Here is a 17,323-nt window from a genome sequence, read left to right as displayed (position 1 = left end):
TTAAACTTAGTTATTTTTGCCGGCCATGCTTAACATAGTAAAGCAATGATAAGCCTAATAAGAAGACCGCCCCGACGGAAACAGACACCCGGGTATCTGGGTTAATAAACATAAAGAGTACGATTACCAATAAGAAAATAATCGCTAAGTAGTTAGAGCAGGGATAAAGTGGCATCTTGAAAGGATGATCTACTAGACTAGCCTGATTTTGGCGTCTAAACCGTAATTCAGACAGTAAAATTACAAACCATGGCACTAACCCTGGTAACACGCTGGAACTATAAACAATCACAAAGAGGTTTTCAGATGACTTGCTTAGTAACGACAATACAATGTTGAGGACAAAGCCAATCAAAATCCCGCCAGAAATAGTTAAGATTGCTACGTTAGGAACGATATGCTTAGATAATTTAGCAAATACTCCCGGTGCCTCCTTATCGAGCGCTAGCTTATAAAGCATTCGGCTGGAACTATAAATCCCTGAGTTGGCCCCTGACATAGCCGCTGTTAGTACTACAAAGTTGATAATCCCGGCCGCTCCGGCAATCCCGACTTTAGTGAAAGTTTCCACGAACGGCGAACCCACCGCGGCTAGCTGGTTCCACGGATAGATAGTTACGATTACAAAAATTGCCCCAATATAAAAGATTAAAATCCGCCAGACAATCGATTTAACTGAAGCCACGATGGCATGCTTAGGATTTTGCGCCTCACCAGCAGTAATCCCTAATAATTCAATTCCTTGATAAGAACCAACAATGATTGACAAGGAGAACATAAAGCCCTTAAAACCACCGGTAAAGAAGCCACCATGTTGCCATAGGTTAGCCAACCCGACTGGATGCCAGCCATTTCCTAACCCTAAGAAGATAACCAATAGGCCCAGGATAATCATTAAGACAATCGTAACTACCTTAATCATCGCAAAGTAAAATTCCAAGGTCCCGTAGGCCTTAGCAGAAGCTAGGTTAGCCAAGGTCAAGGTTACGACAACTACCAGCCCGGAAACCCAGTCAGGCAAGTTTGGCCACCAATAATTCAGATACTGGGTAACCGCGATTACCTCACTGATACCAACCACCACGTACTGAAAAATATTGCTCCACTTGGTCAAATAGCCGGCTAACGGGTGGATATAGTGGGTAGCATAATCGGCAAATGAACCCGTGCCAGGGCTAATGTAAATCATTTCCCCCAAGGCGCGCATCACTGCATACAAGACCACTCCGACTACCGCATAGGCTAATAGCACTGACGGCCCCGTCCACTTGATTGTCGAAGTCGAGCCCATAAATAAACCTACCCCGATTGTTCCCCCGAGCGCAATCATTTCCATCTGACCCGAAGATAAAGACCGATTTAAGCCGCTATGGTTAGCGACCTTTTTATCCTTACTCATAGATAATTCCTCATTTCTCTAAGTTGAAATACAAAAAAGCCAACCAAAACCTCCACTTAATTAACTTTCCTTGGCGGTTTTCGTTGACTTGGTAATTTCTATTTAAAATCTAAACTCCAAAATAACTCAACCAGCCCTAAATTGTGATTGAGGTGGTGGTTGTATTAACTTTAACTTTATAGCGATATGACATTTGCACAACCTCCGTTACTTTGAATACCTTATTAGAATAACATTAAAATGTAATGGCTGCAAGAATTATTTTTTCTTAGCCAACTATAAAGTCATAACAAGGCTGGCTAACAAAAAAAAGGACCGTACCTAAAATATACGGTCCTCACCAGGGCAAGTTATTATAATTGTTAGGATACTTTCGGCATACTTTTTCCTAAAAAAGCATTACATTACCAAACGTTTATAAAACCTAAAGCTTGATATAACAACGTTTAGAACGTCTCAAACCTCTAAAATGGAGATGGCGGGAATTGAACCCGCGTCCAAGCATATCGCCACTTAAACGTCTACGCTCATAGTTACTTCATTTAAGCTTCACCCTTAATTCCGCCAAGCAACAGGGCTAACATTAAAGGCTAACCTGATTAAGCTCTTCTCAACACTTCAGGTGGGAGCATTAAGCGTAAGTCCACTAATTATAAAACCCAACACTGACACATGGACGATGGCAGGTGGATTTACGCAACTGCGATTAGGCAGCTAAAGCGTAAGAGTTTGTGTTATTTTTTGCAGTTATATTTTAACTGAGCACATTAGGTGTGCAAAACCAAACGCAGTTTAAGCTCGACCTATACCTGTCGAATCCAAAACATCCCCGTTACAAATAGTTATTATACCCTAATTAGCACGGAATGCAACTAAAAAGCCCTAGCACAAAAATAGGACTCAACAGAATCTGTTAAGTCCTAGTGTTTAACTTAGTAAATAATTACAGCCTCTTTTTGGCTGAGATTATTATAGATATTAGGCATCTCGCTTGGCTTTACGTTCACACAACCACCGGAACCATCGCTAATATAGGCATCTTTAGCCCAATTTTTCCGCCAACTAGCATCGTGAAAACCACAGCCAGAATTTGTAAATTGTGCCCAGTAATTAACCTTGACTTCATAAGAACCAGAACCAGTACTGCTTCCGCGCAAAACAGATGGTGATTGCTTGTACATAATGTACCAAACACCTGTCGGAGTGTCTTCGCCGGTCGACTTCTTACCTGTAACCACGTCAATGGATGCCACTTGTTGGCCGTTCTTATATAACCAAACGTGTTGATCTGCAATAGACACCTCGGCGTAGGTATTACCTAAGCCCCCGTTAAGGGTGGTATCATACCCCGTCCCATAGGTCAGGTAGCCGATTCCATAAATATCATTAACGGCATTTAAACTCGTCTTGCCGGTTTCATAAGCCTTGGTAATACTTGCGATTGCATCGCTATCCCGTAAGGCCCAGCCGTAAGTCTTACCCGGCACTTGAATCGTTTTGCCCGTGCTGGTGGTAAAGGTAAAGGTCTTTCCTAAAGTAGCCTGGGCTTGGTTAATCTCATTAATCTTATTCTTTAACGCGGCCGTATCAAATTGATACTTCCCATCAACATAGCGAGCTGAGGTTAACATTTCGTTAGCCTTTAATTCATAGTGCTTATCTTGCACCTGGTAGTCCACTTTGCGCCCAGCTAATTCAGCTAACTTAGTTTGTTCGGTCTTTACTTCCTGACTCTTGGCACTGAGTGGTTGTAGGTATTGCACCTGCAATTTTAAGTCGGAACTGTAACTAATACGGTCGTATTCCTTTAAAATCTTGGCAACATCATATTGATTCCCTTTTTTAGCTGGCACCACCGAAACCTTGCCGTCTTTTAGAATTGCATAAGCATCTTGAGCCTTAGTCCGCTTTAAGTTTTCACTTTCTAACTTCGCCTTAAGCTCTTGTTTTAAAGTGACCTTGCGGTAATTACTAATCTTGCTTGGAGCTATTTCATAGTCTTTAGCCGCCTTAGTTGGAAACAAAGTTACCTGCTTTTTTAAGACCTTTTTGACCGCCCCTAAATCACTGGCGGTAAAACCGGCCGCCGTCTTTTGGCCTTGGTAAAACAACTTACCATCTAGGTAAATCGCATTCGTCAATGAAACCGAGCGTAACTTCTTTAAAGCAGCGTCAGCTGTTAAGCCCCCCACTTTCGTACCGTTGATTGTAACTTGTGAATTAAAATGAGTGTGCTGGTACCAAGTTAGGCCCCCTAGAGCAAGTACAACTAAAGCAACTATACTAGCACCAATAACTTTAACTTTCTTATTAATAATCTCCACCCTCTTTAGCGTTAGTAGCTATTCCATATGTTACAATATTTTTACAAAATAAACAAGCGTTCTAATCACTGTTCTTGCCTATGTGTTACCCGCCAAACATGTAAAATTAAATAGACCCGATCATCTGGGTTAAGGGTCCACCCCATCTTAGTCTGTAAAAAATTATCAATGCGGTTAACCGTAACAGCTGCCTGGGGGTATTTTTGTTCCATTAAAACTAACAGTTCACCGTCTAACTCTGCCCCATATGGACGCGCGTTACTTAACCTTTGGACCATAAAGGCCCGCAAATGACCGATAAAGCGGGTGTAATTAAAAGACTCCACATCCAAGGTCAGCCCATACTGATATTGGACAATATCTACAATGCCAGCTATTAGCTTGGTAATCTTCATTGTATCTTGAACCTTAGCCCCATCGGATTCTGCATTGACCAGGTGATAGGTCATCAATACCTCTTCACTTGCCGGTAAAGACGCCCCCGTTAGGCCGTTAATTAGTTTAACCACCCGTTTAGCTAGGCTATATTCTTGCTTAAATAGACGTTTTACCTCCCAGCGTAAAGCGCGGTCTTCCATGTCAATTCCGCCTTCCGAGCGAATAATTGCAAAGTCAATGTGATCGGCTAAGGCCAGGTATTGGAAGTTATCAAACCTAATTGGCGACTCCGCCTCAATCAACTTAATTGCCGCACTCGTTGCTTCTAGGGTTAGCGGACTAACGCTTTTAATCGTTGCGAGCGTAGTATCATCAGAACCCGCCGCTTTGAAACGCCTTTCAATTTTAGCTTCATCAATAGGTTGGCCTAGCTTTTGACCAAAGCCCACCCCCTTACCAAGGACAATCCACTCGTTGCCAGCCTGATCAACCACCAAGGCGGCATTATTATTGAAATTTTTAATAAAATCCATCATGTCCTCCCAATCAATTTAATAGTTACCTACTATTTTACCATAGAAACGCAGTTATGATAGCGGTAACTAACACTTTTTATGGCTAACAAATGATAATTTTTAGGCTTTTTTAATTTTAGTGCTTGACAATTTTTAGTCTGCCTTTTATGATTACAGTATCAAGTAACGGAGGAGAAGAGTTATGATGTTAAACAACTTTAAGCAAAATTTGAATACTCATTGGCAAAACCAGCAGTAGGTTGTTTTCGTCTCAGTACGGATACGACCTTTTCAGAGCGTATCTGTGCTGGTTAACTTTTCACTAAACCCGCACAGTCCGATGTGCGGGGAACAAACAGGGCGTTCCCGTAGCAACGGGGGCGCTCTTTTTTAATACTATGACAAAGGAGAATTTCTATGAAACGTTTAATTACTACAATTATCGCCTTGGTAGCTTTCTTAACCTTTGCTTTCTTCCACGAACAAAAGATATCCACCCAGGCAGCTAAAACCCCTACCGTAGGGATCTTACAATTAATGACCCACCCAGCCTTGGATTCTATCCACAAGGGGATTATCGCTGGCCTAAAAGAAAATGGCTATGTGGTTGGTAAAAATCTAAAAATTGATTACCAAAATGCTCAAGGTGATCAAAGTAACCTTAAATCTATGAGCGACCGCTTCGCTAACGAAAAAGTCAACGTGATGGTCGGAATCGCCACGCCTTCCGCCCAATCATTGGCTCACGTCACGACTAAGACCCCAATTGTTATGGGGGCAATTAGTGACCCAGTCGGTTCCGGCTTAGTCAAAAGCCTAACAAACCCTAGCAATAACGGCAATATTACTGGGACCCAACATATTGAACCTGTTGCTCAACAAGTAAAGTTGATTAAGAAGTTAATGCCTAACCTAAAAACTATCGGGGGAATTTATACTTCTAGCGATGATTCTTCTACCGCAGAATTTGAGGAATTCAAACAGCTAGCCCAAAAAGCCGGCATCGAGGTTAAAACTTACACCATCACTTCCACTAACGATATTGACCAGGTTGCAGCCACTATGGCCCACGAAGTGCAAGCCGTTTACGTCCCAACTGATAACACGGTTGCTTCCGGAATCCAAGCCCTTTTGAAAAATACCAACGCTGCTAAAATTCCAGTTTTTGCCTCAGTAGCAACCATGGTTAAATCCGGCGCGGTCGCAACCTACAGTGTGAGTCAATACGATATTGGCCGCTTGACTGGTAAATTAGTTGCCCAAATCCTTAAGGGCAAAAAGCCAAACCAAATGCCAATTCAACACGTAACCCAAGGTGACTACGCCTTTAACCTCAGCCAGGCTCAAAGATTTGGCATCAATATTCCACAAGACTTAATCAAGCAAGCAGAAAAGAAAGGGGTAATCTACAAATGACATTAATCGTATCTGCTATCGGTCAAGGCCTAATCTGGGGTATCTTAGGCTTGGGACTGTTCTTAACCTTCCGTATCCTCAACTTCCCTGATATGACCGTTGAAGGGACCTTCCCTTTTGGAGCTAGTGTCTGTGTCGCAGCCCTAGTCCATGGGGCTTCACCACTAACTGCTACCTTACTATCCCTTTGCGCGGGCCTACTCACCGGCTTAGTTACCGGCTTGCTTTACACTAAGGGAAAAATTCCTATCTTACTAGCCGGAATTTTGGTAATGACCGGGATTTATTCAATTAACTTACGCATCCTGGGTAAGGCTACGGTTGGACTTTTAAATAAGCCAACTATTTTAACAACCAGCTTCTTCAACTCGCTGCCAGAAGGATTTAACAGCGTCTTTTTAGGGATTATCGTTGTTTTGATTGTTATCAGCCTGTTAGCCCTCTTCTTAAACACCGATTTAGGACAAGCTTTCATCGCTACCGGCGATAACGAAAAGATGGCGCGCTCCTTAGGGATTAGCACCGATGCCATGAAAATCTTAGGGTTGATGATTTCTAACGCCATGATTAGTTTAGCCGGCGGGTTAATCGCCCAAAACAACGGCTACGCTGACGTTAATATGGGGATTGGGACAATCGTTATCGGCTTAGCGGCAATCATTATTGGGGAAGTTGCCTTTGGTGAACTCTCCTTAACGGCCCGCCTAATTGCCGTTGTGATTGGTAGTATCTTCTACCGGTTTGTCCTTCTAATCGTCTTGCAACTCGGCTTTAGCACTAACGATTTTAAGCTACTTTCAGCCCTAGTCTTAGCACTGTGCTTAATGCTACCATTAATTGAACGTAAACTAAATCTAACTGGTCTTATTTCTAAGGGGGTTAAAAAGCCATGACAGCATTATTGGAGTTAAATAATATTTCCAACATTGTCAACAAGGGAACTGGTGAAGAACGCCAGATCCTAAAAAATCTTTCGCTACAAGTAAATCAAGGGGACTTTATCACCCTCTTAGGTACCAACGGGGCCGGTAAGTCGACCCTCTTAAACGTAATCAACGGGGCCCTAAGTCCAGACCAGGGTTCCATTAGCCTCAAGGGTCAGGATTTGACTAAACTCAACGAGGTAAAACGTGCTCAATACATTGCCCAGGTTTTTCAAGACCCTAAAATGGGAACCGCCCCTAGAATGACTGTCGCAGAAAACCTCCTGCTGGCCTATAAGCGGGGCCAAAAACGAACTTTACGCCTCCGCCACCTCAAACAACACTGCCAAGAGTTTGAAAGCTTGACGGCTAAGTTGCCAAACGGACTGAGCGAACACTTAAACACCGCTACCGGTTCGCTTTCTGGTGGGCAAAGACAAACACTGAGCTTCTTGATGGCCACCCTTAACCGGCCGGAGTTATTATTGTTAGACGAACACACAGCTGCCCTCGATCCTAACACCTCAAAACAGTTACTAGCCTTAACAGATGAGGTGGTACAAGCCGAAAAGTTAACTTGTATCATGATTACCCACCAGCTTAAGGATGCCCTGAAGTATGGTAACCGTACCATCATTTTAAACAACGGTCAGGTTGTCTTAGACGTTGCCGGAGCAGCCCGGGCCCAACTAAGTGAACAAGAAGTCCTTTCCTATTTCACTGACCTTTAAGGTATAATATATTTATCTTATAAAGTGAAAGGAAGATTATCGTGGGGAAATTTTACGCGGTCAAACGTGGACGACAAACTGGGATTTTTACCAGCTGGCCTGACTGTCAAAAACAGGTAAGTGGCTTCCCTAATGCCCGTTTTAAGAGTTTTACCGATAAAACCGCTGCCCTTAACTGGTTAAATGCAGAGTCAAGCACTACCCAACCATCCACTAATGTTAAGAAGGCGGCAATTCAAGTTTATACGGACGGAGGTTCTCGTAACCATGGCAACAAGTTAGGCCAGCATGTTAAGTCAGATGATAAGGCTGCTTGGGCCTACTTGATTAACACCCCAACGGGAAGCTATGAGGAAAGCGGCGGTGAGTATGGTAGCACCAATAACCGGATGGAAATCATGGCCTTTCTCCAAGCCCTTAAAAAATTACTAGCGCTGGGGCTGAATCATGAACCGTTGGAATTTGTCTTAGATTCTCGCTACGTATTAGACAGTCTCACTAAGGGGTGGCTTACTTCTTGGCAACGCCGGAATTGGCGCAAAGCAGACGGAAACGCAGTCCTAAATAAGGAGCTTTGGCAAGAGGTTGCCACCTTATTACCTAACTTCTCCATCCCTTATTACACTTGGACTAAGGGCCATGCAAATAACCCGGGAAATAATCGGGTTGATTATTTATTAAATCAGACTATGGATCAAATGTAAAAGAGTCAAGTTAGTTAGTTGATAGCTTTTAACTAGCTTGACTCTTTTTTGTGAGCCTAAAAAAGGACATCACTATCAACCTTAGCTGATAAGTCATGTCCTAGCTTTTATTAGGTAGCAAATTTAGGCTTCTACAATCTCAGTTCTCAAAGCGTGTACTACCTCTTCCAAATTCTTAAGTGGTTCACTGACCGTTAGATAGTAGACACTTTGTAGGCCATTTTTTCTAAATGATACTAACCCTGCTTCCCGTAAAATCTTCAGATGATGTGAAACAGCTGGCTGAGTTATCTCCATCTGGTTGGTAATATCTGTTACGGTCAAGCCTTCCTTTTCATGTTTACACAAAATAACAATAATTTGCTGCCGCTTAACGTCAGCTAATGCATTCAAAACATTGATTTCATTTACAAAACGATCTAAAACAGTTTCCTGTTTTGCTGTCAGCTTTACTACTGGCATTGACCCCATCTCCTCTCAGAGCTACCTAACTTTAAGTTTAGCCTAGCATATTTTCAATTCGATAGCAAGCGTTTACATTCGTAAATATAAATATTTTGCAAAATTTTTATTCAACTACCAGGCTTCTAAATTAATTAATCAATAATTAATTATCTTTTTTGCAACTAAGTTTATGGAAATGATAACACTAATATTAAATATAGTAATATATTGAAAAGAACATCAACAAGGACCCCAGCATCACAAAGAAGTGCCAGTAAACGTGGGCATACTTGACTCCCTTTATGCTATAAACTAGCGCCCCTAAGGTAAACACAATCCCACCGAATACCAATAAGGTTAGACCGTGGCTACCCAAAGCTTGGGCTAGTGGTCGCGCCCCGACTAGACATAACCAGCCCATAATCACAAAGGTTAAGGTTTCAATCCACTGCAACCTTTTTTTAGCTAAGATATGGTAAATGATTCCAAAGATGGCTAGTAACCAAATAATAATCAGTAGCCCTAAACCCAAGCTCCCCTTGATTGCTAATAGACAATAAGGAGTGTAGGTCCCAGCAATTAAGAGGAAAATCCCACAGTGGTCAAAAATCTGAAATAAGCGCCGTGCCCGGGTGAAATACAGGCTGTGAAAGAGCATCGAAAAGCTGTACAAGCCTAATAAGGAGATGCCATAAACTAGGTAGGCAAACAAGGCTTGCCCACTGTTGGCCGCCACCCCCTTAATAATCAAAAAGACTAGGCCGGCAATGCTTAACCCCACCCCAATTCCATGCGAAACTGCACTTAAAACTTCATTGATAATTTGCGATTTTCGATCCATTATAAAACCCCCCGTTTTCTTACTGCCTTTATTTTAAAGCAAATTAAATCTAAATTCAATATCATCTAGATTATTAGTCTAGATATAAAGTTTAAATCTTTATAAAGGTGATTTTATGGTATACTTTACTTAAGTAAACTTACGGGAGAAATTCTTATGGATACAGTTATGTTAGCCAACTGGCTTAAAAATTTTCAAGCACCCAACCTACCGACCTGGGAGGAGTTTCCAGACTTTGAACTTTATATGGATCAACTAGTTAGCTTGGGTAATCGTTATTTAGATAACCTTACAGACAGTCCCATTACCTCATCAATGGTTAATAGCTACGTCAAAAAAGGCTTGATGGCCCGCCCTATCAAGAAAAAGTACCAACCCGAACACATCGCAGAGTTAATTGTAATTAGCCTCTTAAAAAACGTTTACTCGCTTGAAATTATCAAGAAAAGCATTCGGGAGGTCATTGCACAAAGTTCGGTAAAGGAGGCTTATAATCACTTTGCGTCTGTTTTTAATAGCACTTTAATTCAGGTCAGACAGCAAGAAGAAAAGATTCTCCAGGTTGATGCCGGTGACAGCGTGATTAATTTCACGGTCCAATTCGCTGTCCGGGCGGTGATTTATAAATTAATCTCTAGCCGCCTAATCGAACTTCAGCATCAGCAACACCAGCATGAATAATAAAAAAATTGCCCCGGCTAGTAGCGCTACTAGCCGGGGTAATTTTTAATCAGTTAAATCTTAATTATTTAACTGCTGGTGTACCAAGCCAGTCGATGATTTCCTTAACAGTGTCAACGATTGCTTGTGTACCAGGTGCAAGTAATTTACGAGGATCGTAACCTTTACCTTCTAAGTCCTTACCTGCTTCAACATACTTACGAGTTGCGTCAGCAAATGCTAATTGGCATTCTGTGTTGATGTTAACCTTTGAAACACCCATCTTGATTGCCTTAACAACTTGTTCTTGAGGGATACCGGAACCACCGTGTAATACAAGTGGTGTGTCGATAGCGTCTGCAAGTTCCTTCAAACGGTCAAAGTTTAAACCTTGCCAGTTTTCTGGGTACTTACCGTGGATGTTACCAATCCCACATGCTAAGTAGTCAACGCCTAAAGCAGCAATTTGCTTAGCTTCTTCAACGTCAGCTAATTCACCGGCACCGATGATACCGTCTTCTTCACCACCGATTGAACCAACTTCAGCTTCAACAGAAATACCCTTAGCGTGTGCTAATTCAACGATTTCCTTTGTCTTAGCCAAGTTTTCTTCGAATGGTAAGTCGTGGCCATCGAACATAACTGATGTGTAACCAGCTTCGATACATGCCTTAGCAGCTTCGTAGTTACCATGGTCTAAGTGCATAACAACAGGAACAGTGATACCCATTACACGCATTTCTTCTTCAACTAAAGTCTTAACTAACTTGTAGTCACCCATGTACTTAGCAGCACCCATTGAAACTTGAATTAAAACAGGTGTGTTCTTTTCTTGGGCAGCCTTTAAGATAGCGCGTGTCCATTCCAAGTTGTTTGTGTTAAAAGCACCTACTGCATAGTGACCTTGACGGGCAGCAGTAAAGATTTCGTTACCGTTTACGAATGACATAAAACAGCCTCCTAAAAAGTTTACATCTAAAATTACTCTTATGAGCACGTCTTTATTTTAACACACTTTTGTAAGTGAACGTACCATTTTTATAAGTTTTTCTCTATTTTTGTCATTTTGTCATTTTTAATCTGACAGTCAAACCCCTTACAAATCGTTACGTCCTAATTCGGTAATCTTACCCTCAGTCGCATAAAAAATCCATTCAGCCAGGTTAATGATGTAATCGCCCATTCTTTCGAGGTGGTTAGCCACATTTAGGTAATCAATCCCACTTTCGGCAAAGTCAGTGTCGTTGTGAATTTCCCTTAACGACAACTTTCTAATTCGTTTGAAGTAGTCATTGATTTCGTTGTCTTGATTAGCAATCTCGATTGCCTGCTTAGTGTCTAAATTTTCATAGGCGCGAATAATTTTAGCCAGCATCGCTTGGATTGCTTGCCCCATTTCGATTACCGTCGCGTCGATGGCTTCATCACGCTGTTCATTTTCAAAATGGTTGGTAGCCTTAGCAATGCTGATTGCATGGTCGCCTAACCGTTCTAAGTCAGAGCTGGCTTTTAGCATAGCAATAATTAACCGCAGATCGCTGGCCACAGGTTGTTGGAGGGCGATTACCTGGGTGCATTGCTTTTCTAAGTGAATTTCCTGGGCATTGATGGTCTCATCGTTAGCAATCACCTCTTGCACCAATTCTAAGTCTTGCTCCGCAAAAGCTAACAGGCTGTTTTTAATGGCAGCCTCTACATTCAAGCTCATAGTCGTAAATTCTTTTTTTAAATTATCAATCTGTTGATCTAACATCCGTCTCATCTACTTAGTTCCTTTCTGTTTAGCCAAAGCGCCCACTGAGATAATCATTTGTTGCCTGTTTTTTAGGATTTAAGAAGACATGCTTGGTCTTACCCGTCTCAATTAACTCCCCGTTTAAGAAGAAAGAAGTCGTATCAGAAATTCTAGAAGCCTGTTGCATATTGTGGGTCACAATAATGATAGTGTAGTCATCCTTAATAGTTAACAACATGTCTTCGATTAAATTACTGGACACCGGGTCAAGTGCACTAGTCGGCTCGTCTAGTAAAATCACCTGGGGTTTTACGGCTAACACGCGGGCAATGCAGACCCGTTGTTGCTGCCCCCCTGAGAGCGCTAAGGCACTTTTATTAAGGTTATCCTTAACTTCATCCCAAACGGCAGCTTGCTTCAAGCTTGTTTCCACCCGTTCATCTAGGAGTTGCTTATCCTTAATCCCGGCTAACCTCAAACCATAAGTAACGTTTTCGTAAATTGAAAATGGGAAGGGGTTAGGCTGTTGAAAGACCATCCCCACCTGCTTTCGCAGTTCAACTAAGTCCGTCTTAGGCCCATAAATATCTTGGCCGGCTAATTTAAAGCTCCCGGTAATTTTAACATTTTCAATTAAATCATTCATCCGGTTTAGACACCGTAGGTAGGTCGACTTACCGCAACCAGACGGTCCGATTAAGGCATGAATTCCTTTATCCGGAAAATTTAAATCGATTCCTTTGAGCGCCTCTTTTTTTCCATAGTAGAGGTGCACGTCTTGGGTTGTAATTAATTCTGTCATTTGTTATCCCTTCTAACCAAAATTCCCTGAAACGTAATCATTAGTCGCTTGAATAGTTGGATTAGTGAAAATTTTCTTGGTCTTATCGAACTCTAAGACGTGGCCCATGTGAAAGAAGGCTGTGTAATCACTCACCCGCGAGGCCTGTTGCATATTATGGGTCACGATAATGATGGTGTAGTTCTTCTTTAGTTCCAACATCGTTTCTTCCACCTTCAAGGTTGAAATCGGGTCTAAGGCTGAGCACGGTTCGTCCATCAGCAAGATATCTGGTGACATCGCGATTGCCCGCGCAATGCAGAGGCGTTGTTGTTGGCCTCCTGACAGTGCAAGCGCGCTCTTATTTAAATCATCTTTGACCTCATCCCACAAAGCGGCTTTTTTAAGACTCTCTTCTACAATTTCCGCCAACTTTTCCTTATCTTTGAGGCCATTTTCCTTTAAGGCGAAGGTAATATTTTCCTTGATTGATTTAGAAAAGGGGTTAGGCCGTTGGAAAACCATCCCAATGTGCTTTCTTAACTCGTAAACATTAATGTCTGGACCGTTGATATCTAAATCCCGGTATAAAATCTGTCCCTTTACCGTACCGATGCCATCGTTCATCCGGTTTAGTGACCGTAAGTAAGTCGACTTGCCACAGCCCGAAGCTCCAATTAAGGAGGTGATTTTATAGCGTTCAAACTTTAGGTTGCCTTCAAAAAAGGCCTGCTTAGCTCCGTAAAAAACCTCTAAGTTCTTGGTTTCTAAGGCAATTTCATGTTCTGGCTCTGGTAAAGGTAAAATATAGTTTTGCTTTAAGTCATATTGGTTCAAAAAAATCACTCCTTACTTGCTAGCCGCTGCCGTCAACTTCTTATAGAGGTAATTACCCAAGAACCGGGCCCCTAGGTTAAAGACTAGCACTGCAATAATCAAAACTGCGGAAGCACCCGCGGAAACAGCGTCGGCATCGGGCATAATCCCTTCCGAATTAATTTTCCAAATATGCACCGCCAAGGTTTCCGCCGGCCGCATCAAATTAAGGGGACTATTTGAGGCAAATGGATTCCAATTTGTAAAATCAACGTTAGTTGCACTCTGCCCGGCGGTAAAGATTAAGGCGGCCGCTTCACCGAAGATTCGACCAGCACTAAGGACAATCCCAGTTACAATTCCAGGTAAAGCCTCAGGCAAAATAATCTTGTTGACCGTCCGCCACTTTGACAAACCAAGGGCTAACCCTGCTTCCCGCTGGAGGTTAGGCACTGCTTGTAAAGATTCCTCAATATTTCTGGTTAGTAGTGGCAAGTTAAAAAAGGTCAAGGCAATTGCCCCGGATAAAATTGAGTAGCCAAATTTAAATTGGACTACAAATAACAAGAAGCCAAACAAGCCAACCACCACGGAAGGAAGGGAACTCAAAACTTCAATGGCCATCCGCACCGTAGCAGTCACTGCATTTTTAGGAGCATACTCGGAAAGGTAAATTCCTGCCCCCAGTGAGATTGGAAAAGAAATCAAGAGGGTTAACACCAAGAGGTAAAAGGAGTTAAAGAGCTGAATTCCAACCCCGCCCCCGGCTTCAAAGGCCTTGGCAGGTGAAGTTAAGAATTGCCAAGAAATGTGAGGGAGACCCTCAAGCAAAATCTTGCCGATTAAAAAGGCCAAGATCAAGACCACAATTCCTGCGATTAATTTAATAATGGTTAAAGCAATTTTATTTTGTAGTTTTGCATTCATTACATCTTCCTCTTTCTAACGACCCAGCGAACTAAGATATTGAATAGTAGTGACATTAACAAGAGCACTAAGGCTAGGGACCACAAGGCATTATTAGCAGTTGTCCCCATGACAGTATTACCAATTCCCATTGTCAAGACACTAGTTAGAGTCGAAGCTGGGTTCAACAAGCTAGTTGGCAGTAAGGAGGCGTTACCGATTACCATTTGCACCGCTAAGGCCTCCCCAAAGGCCCGCGCCATTCCAAAAATTACCGCCGTTAAAATTCCGGGGATACTAGCACGTAATAACACCTTATAGATGGTTTGCCACTGGGTGGCACCTAAGGCCAAGGAGGCTGATTTATAGTGCTTAGGAACCGCCTTTAAGGCATCGACTGTCATCGAGGTTACCGTTGGCAAAATCATTACAAATAGTACCACCGCCCCGGCTAAAATTCCGTAACCCGAACCGCCAAAATGATTTCTAACGAAGGGAACGACTACATTTAAGCCGATAAAACCATAGACAACCGAAGGAATGCCGACCAATAATTCAATTACGACCTGTAAGAAATCCCGCCCCCGTTTACCGGCAAGCTCTGTCATATACAAAGCAGTTCCCACCGCAAAAGGGGTTGCCAATAAGGCGGCTAAAATGGTAACCCCAAATGAACCGGCAATCATTGGTAAAGCCCCGACTAAAGGTTTGCCATCTGCCCCTAAGACATTAGGATTCCAGGTAGTCGTCGTTAAAAAGGTCTTTAAGCTAGCTTTATCTTGGATAAAGGTTGCTAGTCCCTTAGAAGCGACAAAGATAAAAATTGCTAACACTACTAAAATAATTAGGCCAATGGCACTGTAAGTTAGGATTTTGCCCCGCAATTCTTGCCGGGTTTCCTTTGAGTTACTGGTAATTTTTTCTTTAATCTTGTCCATCCTCATCCTCACCCCTAGTCTACTTTAACTTTCATCTCGTTGATGGAAATATAACCAAGTTTTTTAACTACCTTAGTTTGAATTTCTTCTGAGCGCATATAATCTAAGAACTTTTTCGTTTCTAAATCCGGCTTGCCCTTAGTATACATATGTTCATAAGCCCAGATTTTCCACGTATCGGTCATTACGTTTTGGTCCGTTGGCTTGACCCCGTTAACTGCTAAGGCCGTCACGTTATCCTTAAAATAAGAAAAGGCCACGTAACTGATTGCGCCCGGAGTAGCCGCCACCATCTTGGCTACGGTCCCACTTGACTCTTGTTCTTGGGCGTTAAGCGCCTTTTGTTTAGGTAGCACCTTACCTTCAAAGGCGGCCCGGGTCCCGCTTCCTTGTGCCCGGTTGATAACAATAATTTCCTGGTCTTTGCCGCCTAACTGTTTCCAGTTAGTATATTTTCCTGTAAAGATTCCAGCTAGCTGGTCCATGCTGACATTTTTAACCCCAACTCCTTTGTGGACAATCGGGCCAATCCCTACGACCGCTACCTTATGATCAACTAGCTTATCTGCTTTAATCCCCGGCTGTTCGGCTGCGTAAATATCAGAGTTACCAATCGTTACCGCTCCAGCCTGGACTTGACTCAAACCAGTTCCAGAGCCGCCACCTTGAACGGTGATACTGATTCCTTCATTATGAGTTTGATATTCTTCTGCCGCCACTTCTACCATCGGTTGTAAAGCCGTCGACCCCACAATCGTTACTTGTTTAATTTTATTTTCGTTACCACAAGCGCTTAAAAAAAGCCCTAAAAACAGGCTAAGCGCTGTAATTTGCACTATTTTTTTCATGAGCCTTCTTCCTTTCTTTGTCACCTTTATCATACCTGACTTATGTAAAGGCTCTTGGGGGCTTGTGTAAAGATTATGTAAAGAAAATTTACGCAAAAAAATAAACAGCCTCTTACAGCTGTTTATTAAGTCCTTATTTTCTATCTAAGCGGTCAAGAATTTCCTTAGCTACCTCGTGGTTGGTGTACATCCAAAACATGTGACCTAAGATTTCCGAAACGTGTTCTGCTAGCGGTTGGCGCTTAGCAGTCGGAATAGTCTTCATCGCCGGCATGATTACTAAGTGAAAGGCAATCCACATTGCCACCCCAAAGGGTAGTCCCTGCTTTTTGGTTAGCCAGGTCACCTTCTTTTCCAACGCGAGTGCATAAGTGGTCGCAAAGGTTACCGAAAAACCAAAGTGAACTAAAAAGCTAGCCCAAGGCATTTGGTGGCCAGAGTAGCTGTAAGTCGACTGGGTGACCTTGGCTGGAATCCCTAATTGTTGCAAAAATGTTTGCGGTGGGTTAACGGCATCACGTTGCGGCGTTCTTGGTGGCAAGATATTTTCCCAGCCTAATTTAACTAAACCAGAAATCAACCCCGCCGCTAACCCGGCAACCAAGGTATTTTTTAGACTCTTTTGCATAGCTATGCCCCTTTCTAGATTTGCTACTCCTACTATAGCAAGCTTACTAAGTCAACTACCCCAGTCTAAAGACGTGGGGCTTGTAACTCACGACCTTACGGTCAGTGGTCATAACGCAATTAATTTCTTCCACACTATACGTGGCTACATTTGGGTGGTTGACAACACCCTAGATTACCAACATATCAGTCAGTAACGTTAGTTAATTCAAATTTAGGATTTTCAATCCCGGAGATATATTGTTTACCTAATTCGTACAAGTTCATAGCTCCAACACGGTCATCATTAGTTTTAAAGCCACAGAAAATACAGTCGTATCGATGTATCTTGTGATTG

General features: G+C 42.5%; 18 protein-coding genes, 1 other RNA gene and 1 pseudogene. 5 read left to right on the top strand and 15 right to left on the bottom strand.

Annotated elements, in window-relative coordinates; genetic code table 11:
* Nucleotides 1–10: 10 nt before the first annotated feature.
* The 4 genes from FC14_RS02335 to FC14_RS02325 form a co-directional block, all read right to left on the bottom strand.
* On the bottom strand, nt 11–1,399 hold the full coding sequence (locus tag FC14_RS02335) for an amino acid permease (protein WP_056976225.1): 1,389 nt from the start codon (nt 1,397–1,399) through the stop codon (nt 11–13).
* Nucleotides 1,400–1,866: 467 nt separating this feature from the next.
* Nucleotides 1,867–2,230, bottom strand: a transfer-messenger RNA (tmRNA) gene (gene ssrA / locus FC14_RS10335).
* 101 nt (nt 2,231–2,331) lie between these two features.
* A complete protein-coding gene (locus tag FC14_RS02330; protein WP_056976223.1) occupies nt 2,332–3,723 on the bottom strand; it encodes a L,D-transpeptidase in 1,392 nt (463 codons plus the stop codon).
* Nucleotides 3,724–3,788: 65 nt separating this feature from the next.
* Complete coding sequence (locus FC14_RS02325) at nt 3,789–4,634, bottom strand: PRD domain-containing protein (RefSeq protein ID WP_056976222.1); 846 nt, start codon at nt 4,632–4,634, stop codon at nt 3,789–3,791.
* Between the two features lie 399 nt (nt 4,635–5,033).
* Here FC14_RS02325 and trpX point away from each other — a divergent pair, with 399 nt between their 5' ends.
* The 4 genes from trpX to FC14_RS02305 are packed head-to-tail and all read left to right on the top strand — an operon-like array spanning nt 5,034 to nt 8,390.
* Entirely contained in the window at nt 5,034–6,032 is a 999-nt protein-coding gene (gene trpX / locus FC14_RS02320) for a tryptophan ABC transporter substrate-binding protein (RefSeq protein ID WP_056976220.1), read from the top strand.
* Nucleotides 6,029–6,925 carry an ABC transporter permease gene (locus FC14_RS02315; RefSeq protein ID WP_050610784.1) on the top strand — a complete coding sequence of 299 codons (897 nt, stop codon included), beginning with the start codon at nt 6,029–6,031 and terminating at the stop codon, nt 6,923–6,925. The genes trpX and FC14_RS02315 overlap by 4 nt, the downstream gene beginning before the upstream one ends.
* On the top strand, nt 6,922–7,686 hold the full coding sequence (locus FC14_RS02310; protein WP_056976218.1) for an ABC transporter ATP-binding protein: 765 nt from the start codon (nt 6,922–6,924) through the stop codon (nt 7,684–7,686). Before FC14_RS02315 ends, FC14_RS02310 begins: the two co-directional genes overlap by 4 nt.
* A gap of 38 nt (nt 7,687–7,724) precedes the next feature.
* Entirely contained in the window at nt 7,725–8,390 is a 666-nt protein-coding gene (locus FC14_RS02305; protein WP_056976216.1) for a ribonuclease H family protein, read from the top strand.
* A 123-nt stretch (nt 8,391–8,513) separates the two neighbouring features.
* On the opposite strand, the gene FC14_RS02300 is transcribed toward FC14_RS02305, so the two are convergent.
* A complete protein-coding gene (locus tag FC14_RS02300) occupies nt 8,514–8,852 on the bottom strand; it encodes an ArsR/SmtB family transcription factor (RefSeq protein WP_050610787.1) in 339 nt (112 codons plus the stop codon).
* 193 nt (nt 8,853–9,045) lie between these two features.
* On the bottom strand, nt 9,046–9,675 hold the full coding sequence (gene trhA / locus FC14_RS02295) for a PAQR family membrane homeostasis protein TrhA (RefSeq protein WP_056976214.1): 630 nt from the start codon (nt 9,673–9,675) through the stop codon (nt 9,046–9,048).
* Between the two features lie 156 nt (nt 9,676–9,831).
* Here trhA and FC14_RS02290 point away from each other — a divergent pair, with 156 nt between their 5' ends.
* Nucleotides 9,832–10,356: a DUF1836 domain-containing protein gene (locus tag FC14_RS02290; RefSeq protein ID WP_082618663.1), complete on the top strand. Its 525-nt coding sequence runs from the start codon at nt 9,832–9,834 to the stop codon at nt 10,354–10,356.
* A gap of 64 nt (nt 10,357–10,420) precedes the next feature.
* On the opposite strand, the gene fba is transcribed toward FC14_RS02290, so the two are convergent.
* The 9 genes and pseudogenes from fba to FC14_RS10850 all read right to left on the bottom strand — a co-directional run.
* Complete coding sequence (fba, locus tag FC14_RS02285; protein WP_050610789.1) at nt 10,421–11,284, bottom strand: class II fructose-1,6-bisphosphate aldolase; 864 nt, start codon at nt 11,282–11,284, stop codon at nt 10,421–10,423.
* A 147-nt stretch (nt 11,285–11,431) separates the two neighbouring features.
* Nucleotides 11,432–12,097 carry a phosphate signaling complex protein PhoU gene (phoU, locus tag FC14_RS02280; RefSeq protein WP_056976213.1) on the bottom strand — a complete coding sequence of 222 codons (666 nt, stop codon included), beginning with the start codon at nt 12,095–12,097 and terminating at the stop codon, nt 11,432–11,434.
* 19 nt (nt 12,098–12,116) lie between these two features.
* Nucleotides 12,117–12,872 carry a phosphate ABC transporter ATP-binding protein PstB gene (pstB, locus tag FC14_RS02275; protein ID WP_056976211.1) on the bottom strand — a complete coding sequence of 252 codons (756 nt, stop codon included), beginning with the start codon at nt 12,870–12,872 and terminating at the stop codon, nt 12,117–12,119.
* Nucleotides 12,873–12,884: 12 nt separating this feature from the next.
* A complete protein-coding gene (gene pstB / locus FC14_RS02270; RefSeq protein ID WP_416274331.1) occupies nt 12,885–13,688 on the bottom strand; it encodes a phosphate ABC transporter ATP-binding protein PstB in 804 nt (267 codons plus the stop codon).
* Nucleotides 13,689–13,700: 12 nt separating this feature from the next.
* Nucleotides 13,701–14,594: a phosphate ABC transporter permease PstA gene (pstA, locus tag FC14_RS02265; protein WP_056976209.1), complete on the bottom strand. Its 894-nt coding sequence runs from the start codon at nt 14,592–14,594 to the stop codon at nt 13,701–13,703.
* Nucleotides 14,594–15,511, bottom strand: coding sequence for a phosphate ABC transporter permease subunit PstC (pstC, locus tag FC14_RS02260; RefSeq protein ID WP_056976207.1), 918 nt, complete (start codon nt 15,509–15,511; stop codon nt 14,594–14,596). Before pstC ends, pstA begins: the two co-directional genes overlap by 1 nt.
* A 14-nt stretch (nt 15,512–15,525) precedes the next feature.
* Nucleotides 15,526–16,359: a phosphate ABC transporter substrate-binding protein gene (locus tag FC14_RS02255; protein WP_056976205.1), complete on the bottom strand. Its 834-nt coding sequence runs from the start codon at nt 16,357–16,359 to the stop codon at nt 15,526–15,528.
* Nucleotides 16,360–16,492: 133 nt separating this feature from the next.
* Nucleotides 16,493–16,987, bottom strand: coding sequence for a DUF1440 domain-containing protein (locus tag FC14_RS02250; RefSeq protein WP_056976203.1), 495 nt, complete (start codon nt 16,985–16,987; stop codon nt 16,493–16,495).
* A gap of 185 nt (nt 16,988–17,172) precedes the next feature.
* Nucleotides 17,173–17,323: pseudogene (locus tag FC14_RS10850) on the bottom strand (RNA-guided endonuclease TnpB family protein); the annotation flags it as partial.

Source organism: Ligilactobacillus agilis DSM 20509, assembly GCF_001436215.1.
GTDB classification, from domain to species: domain Bacteria; phylum Bacillota; class Bacilli; order Lactobacillales; family Lactobacillaceae; genus Ligilactobacillus; species Ligilactobacillus agilis.
The sequence above is the reverse complement of the archived record's forward strand: the minus strand, read 5'-3'. Positions and strand labels throughout refer to the sequence as shown.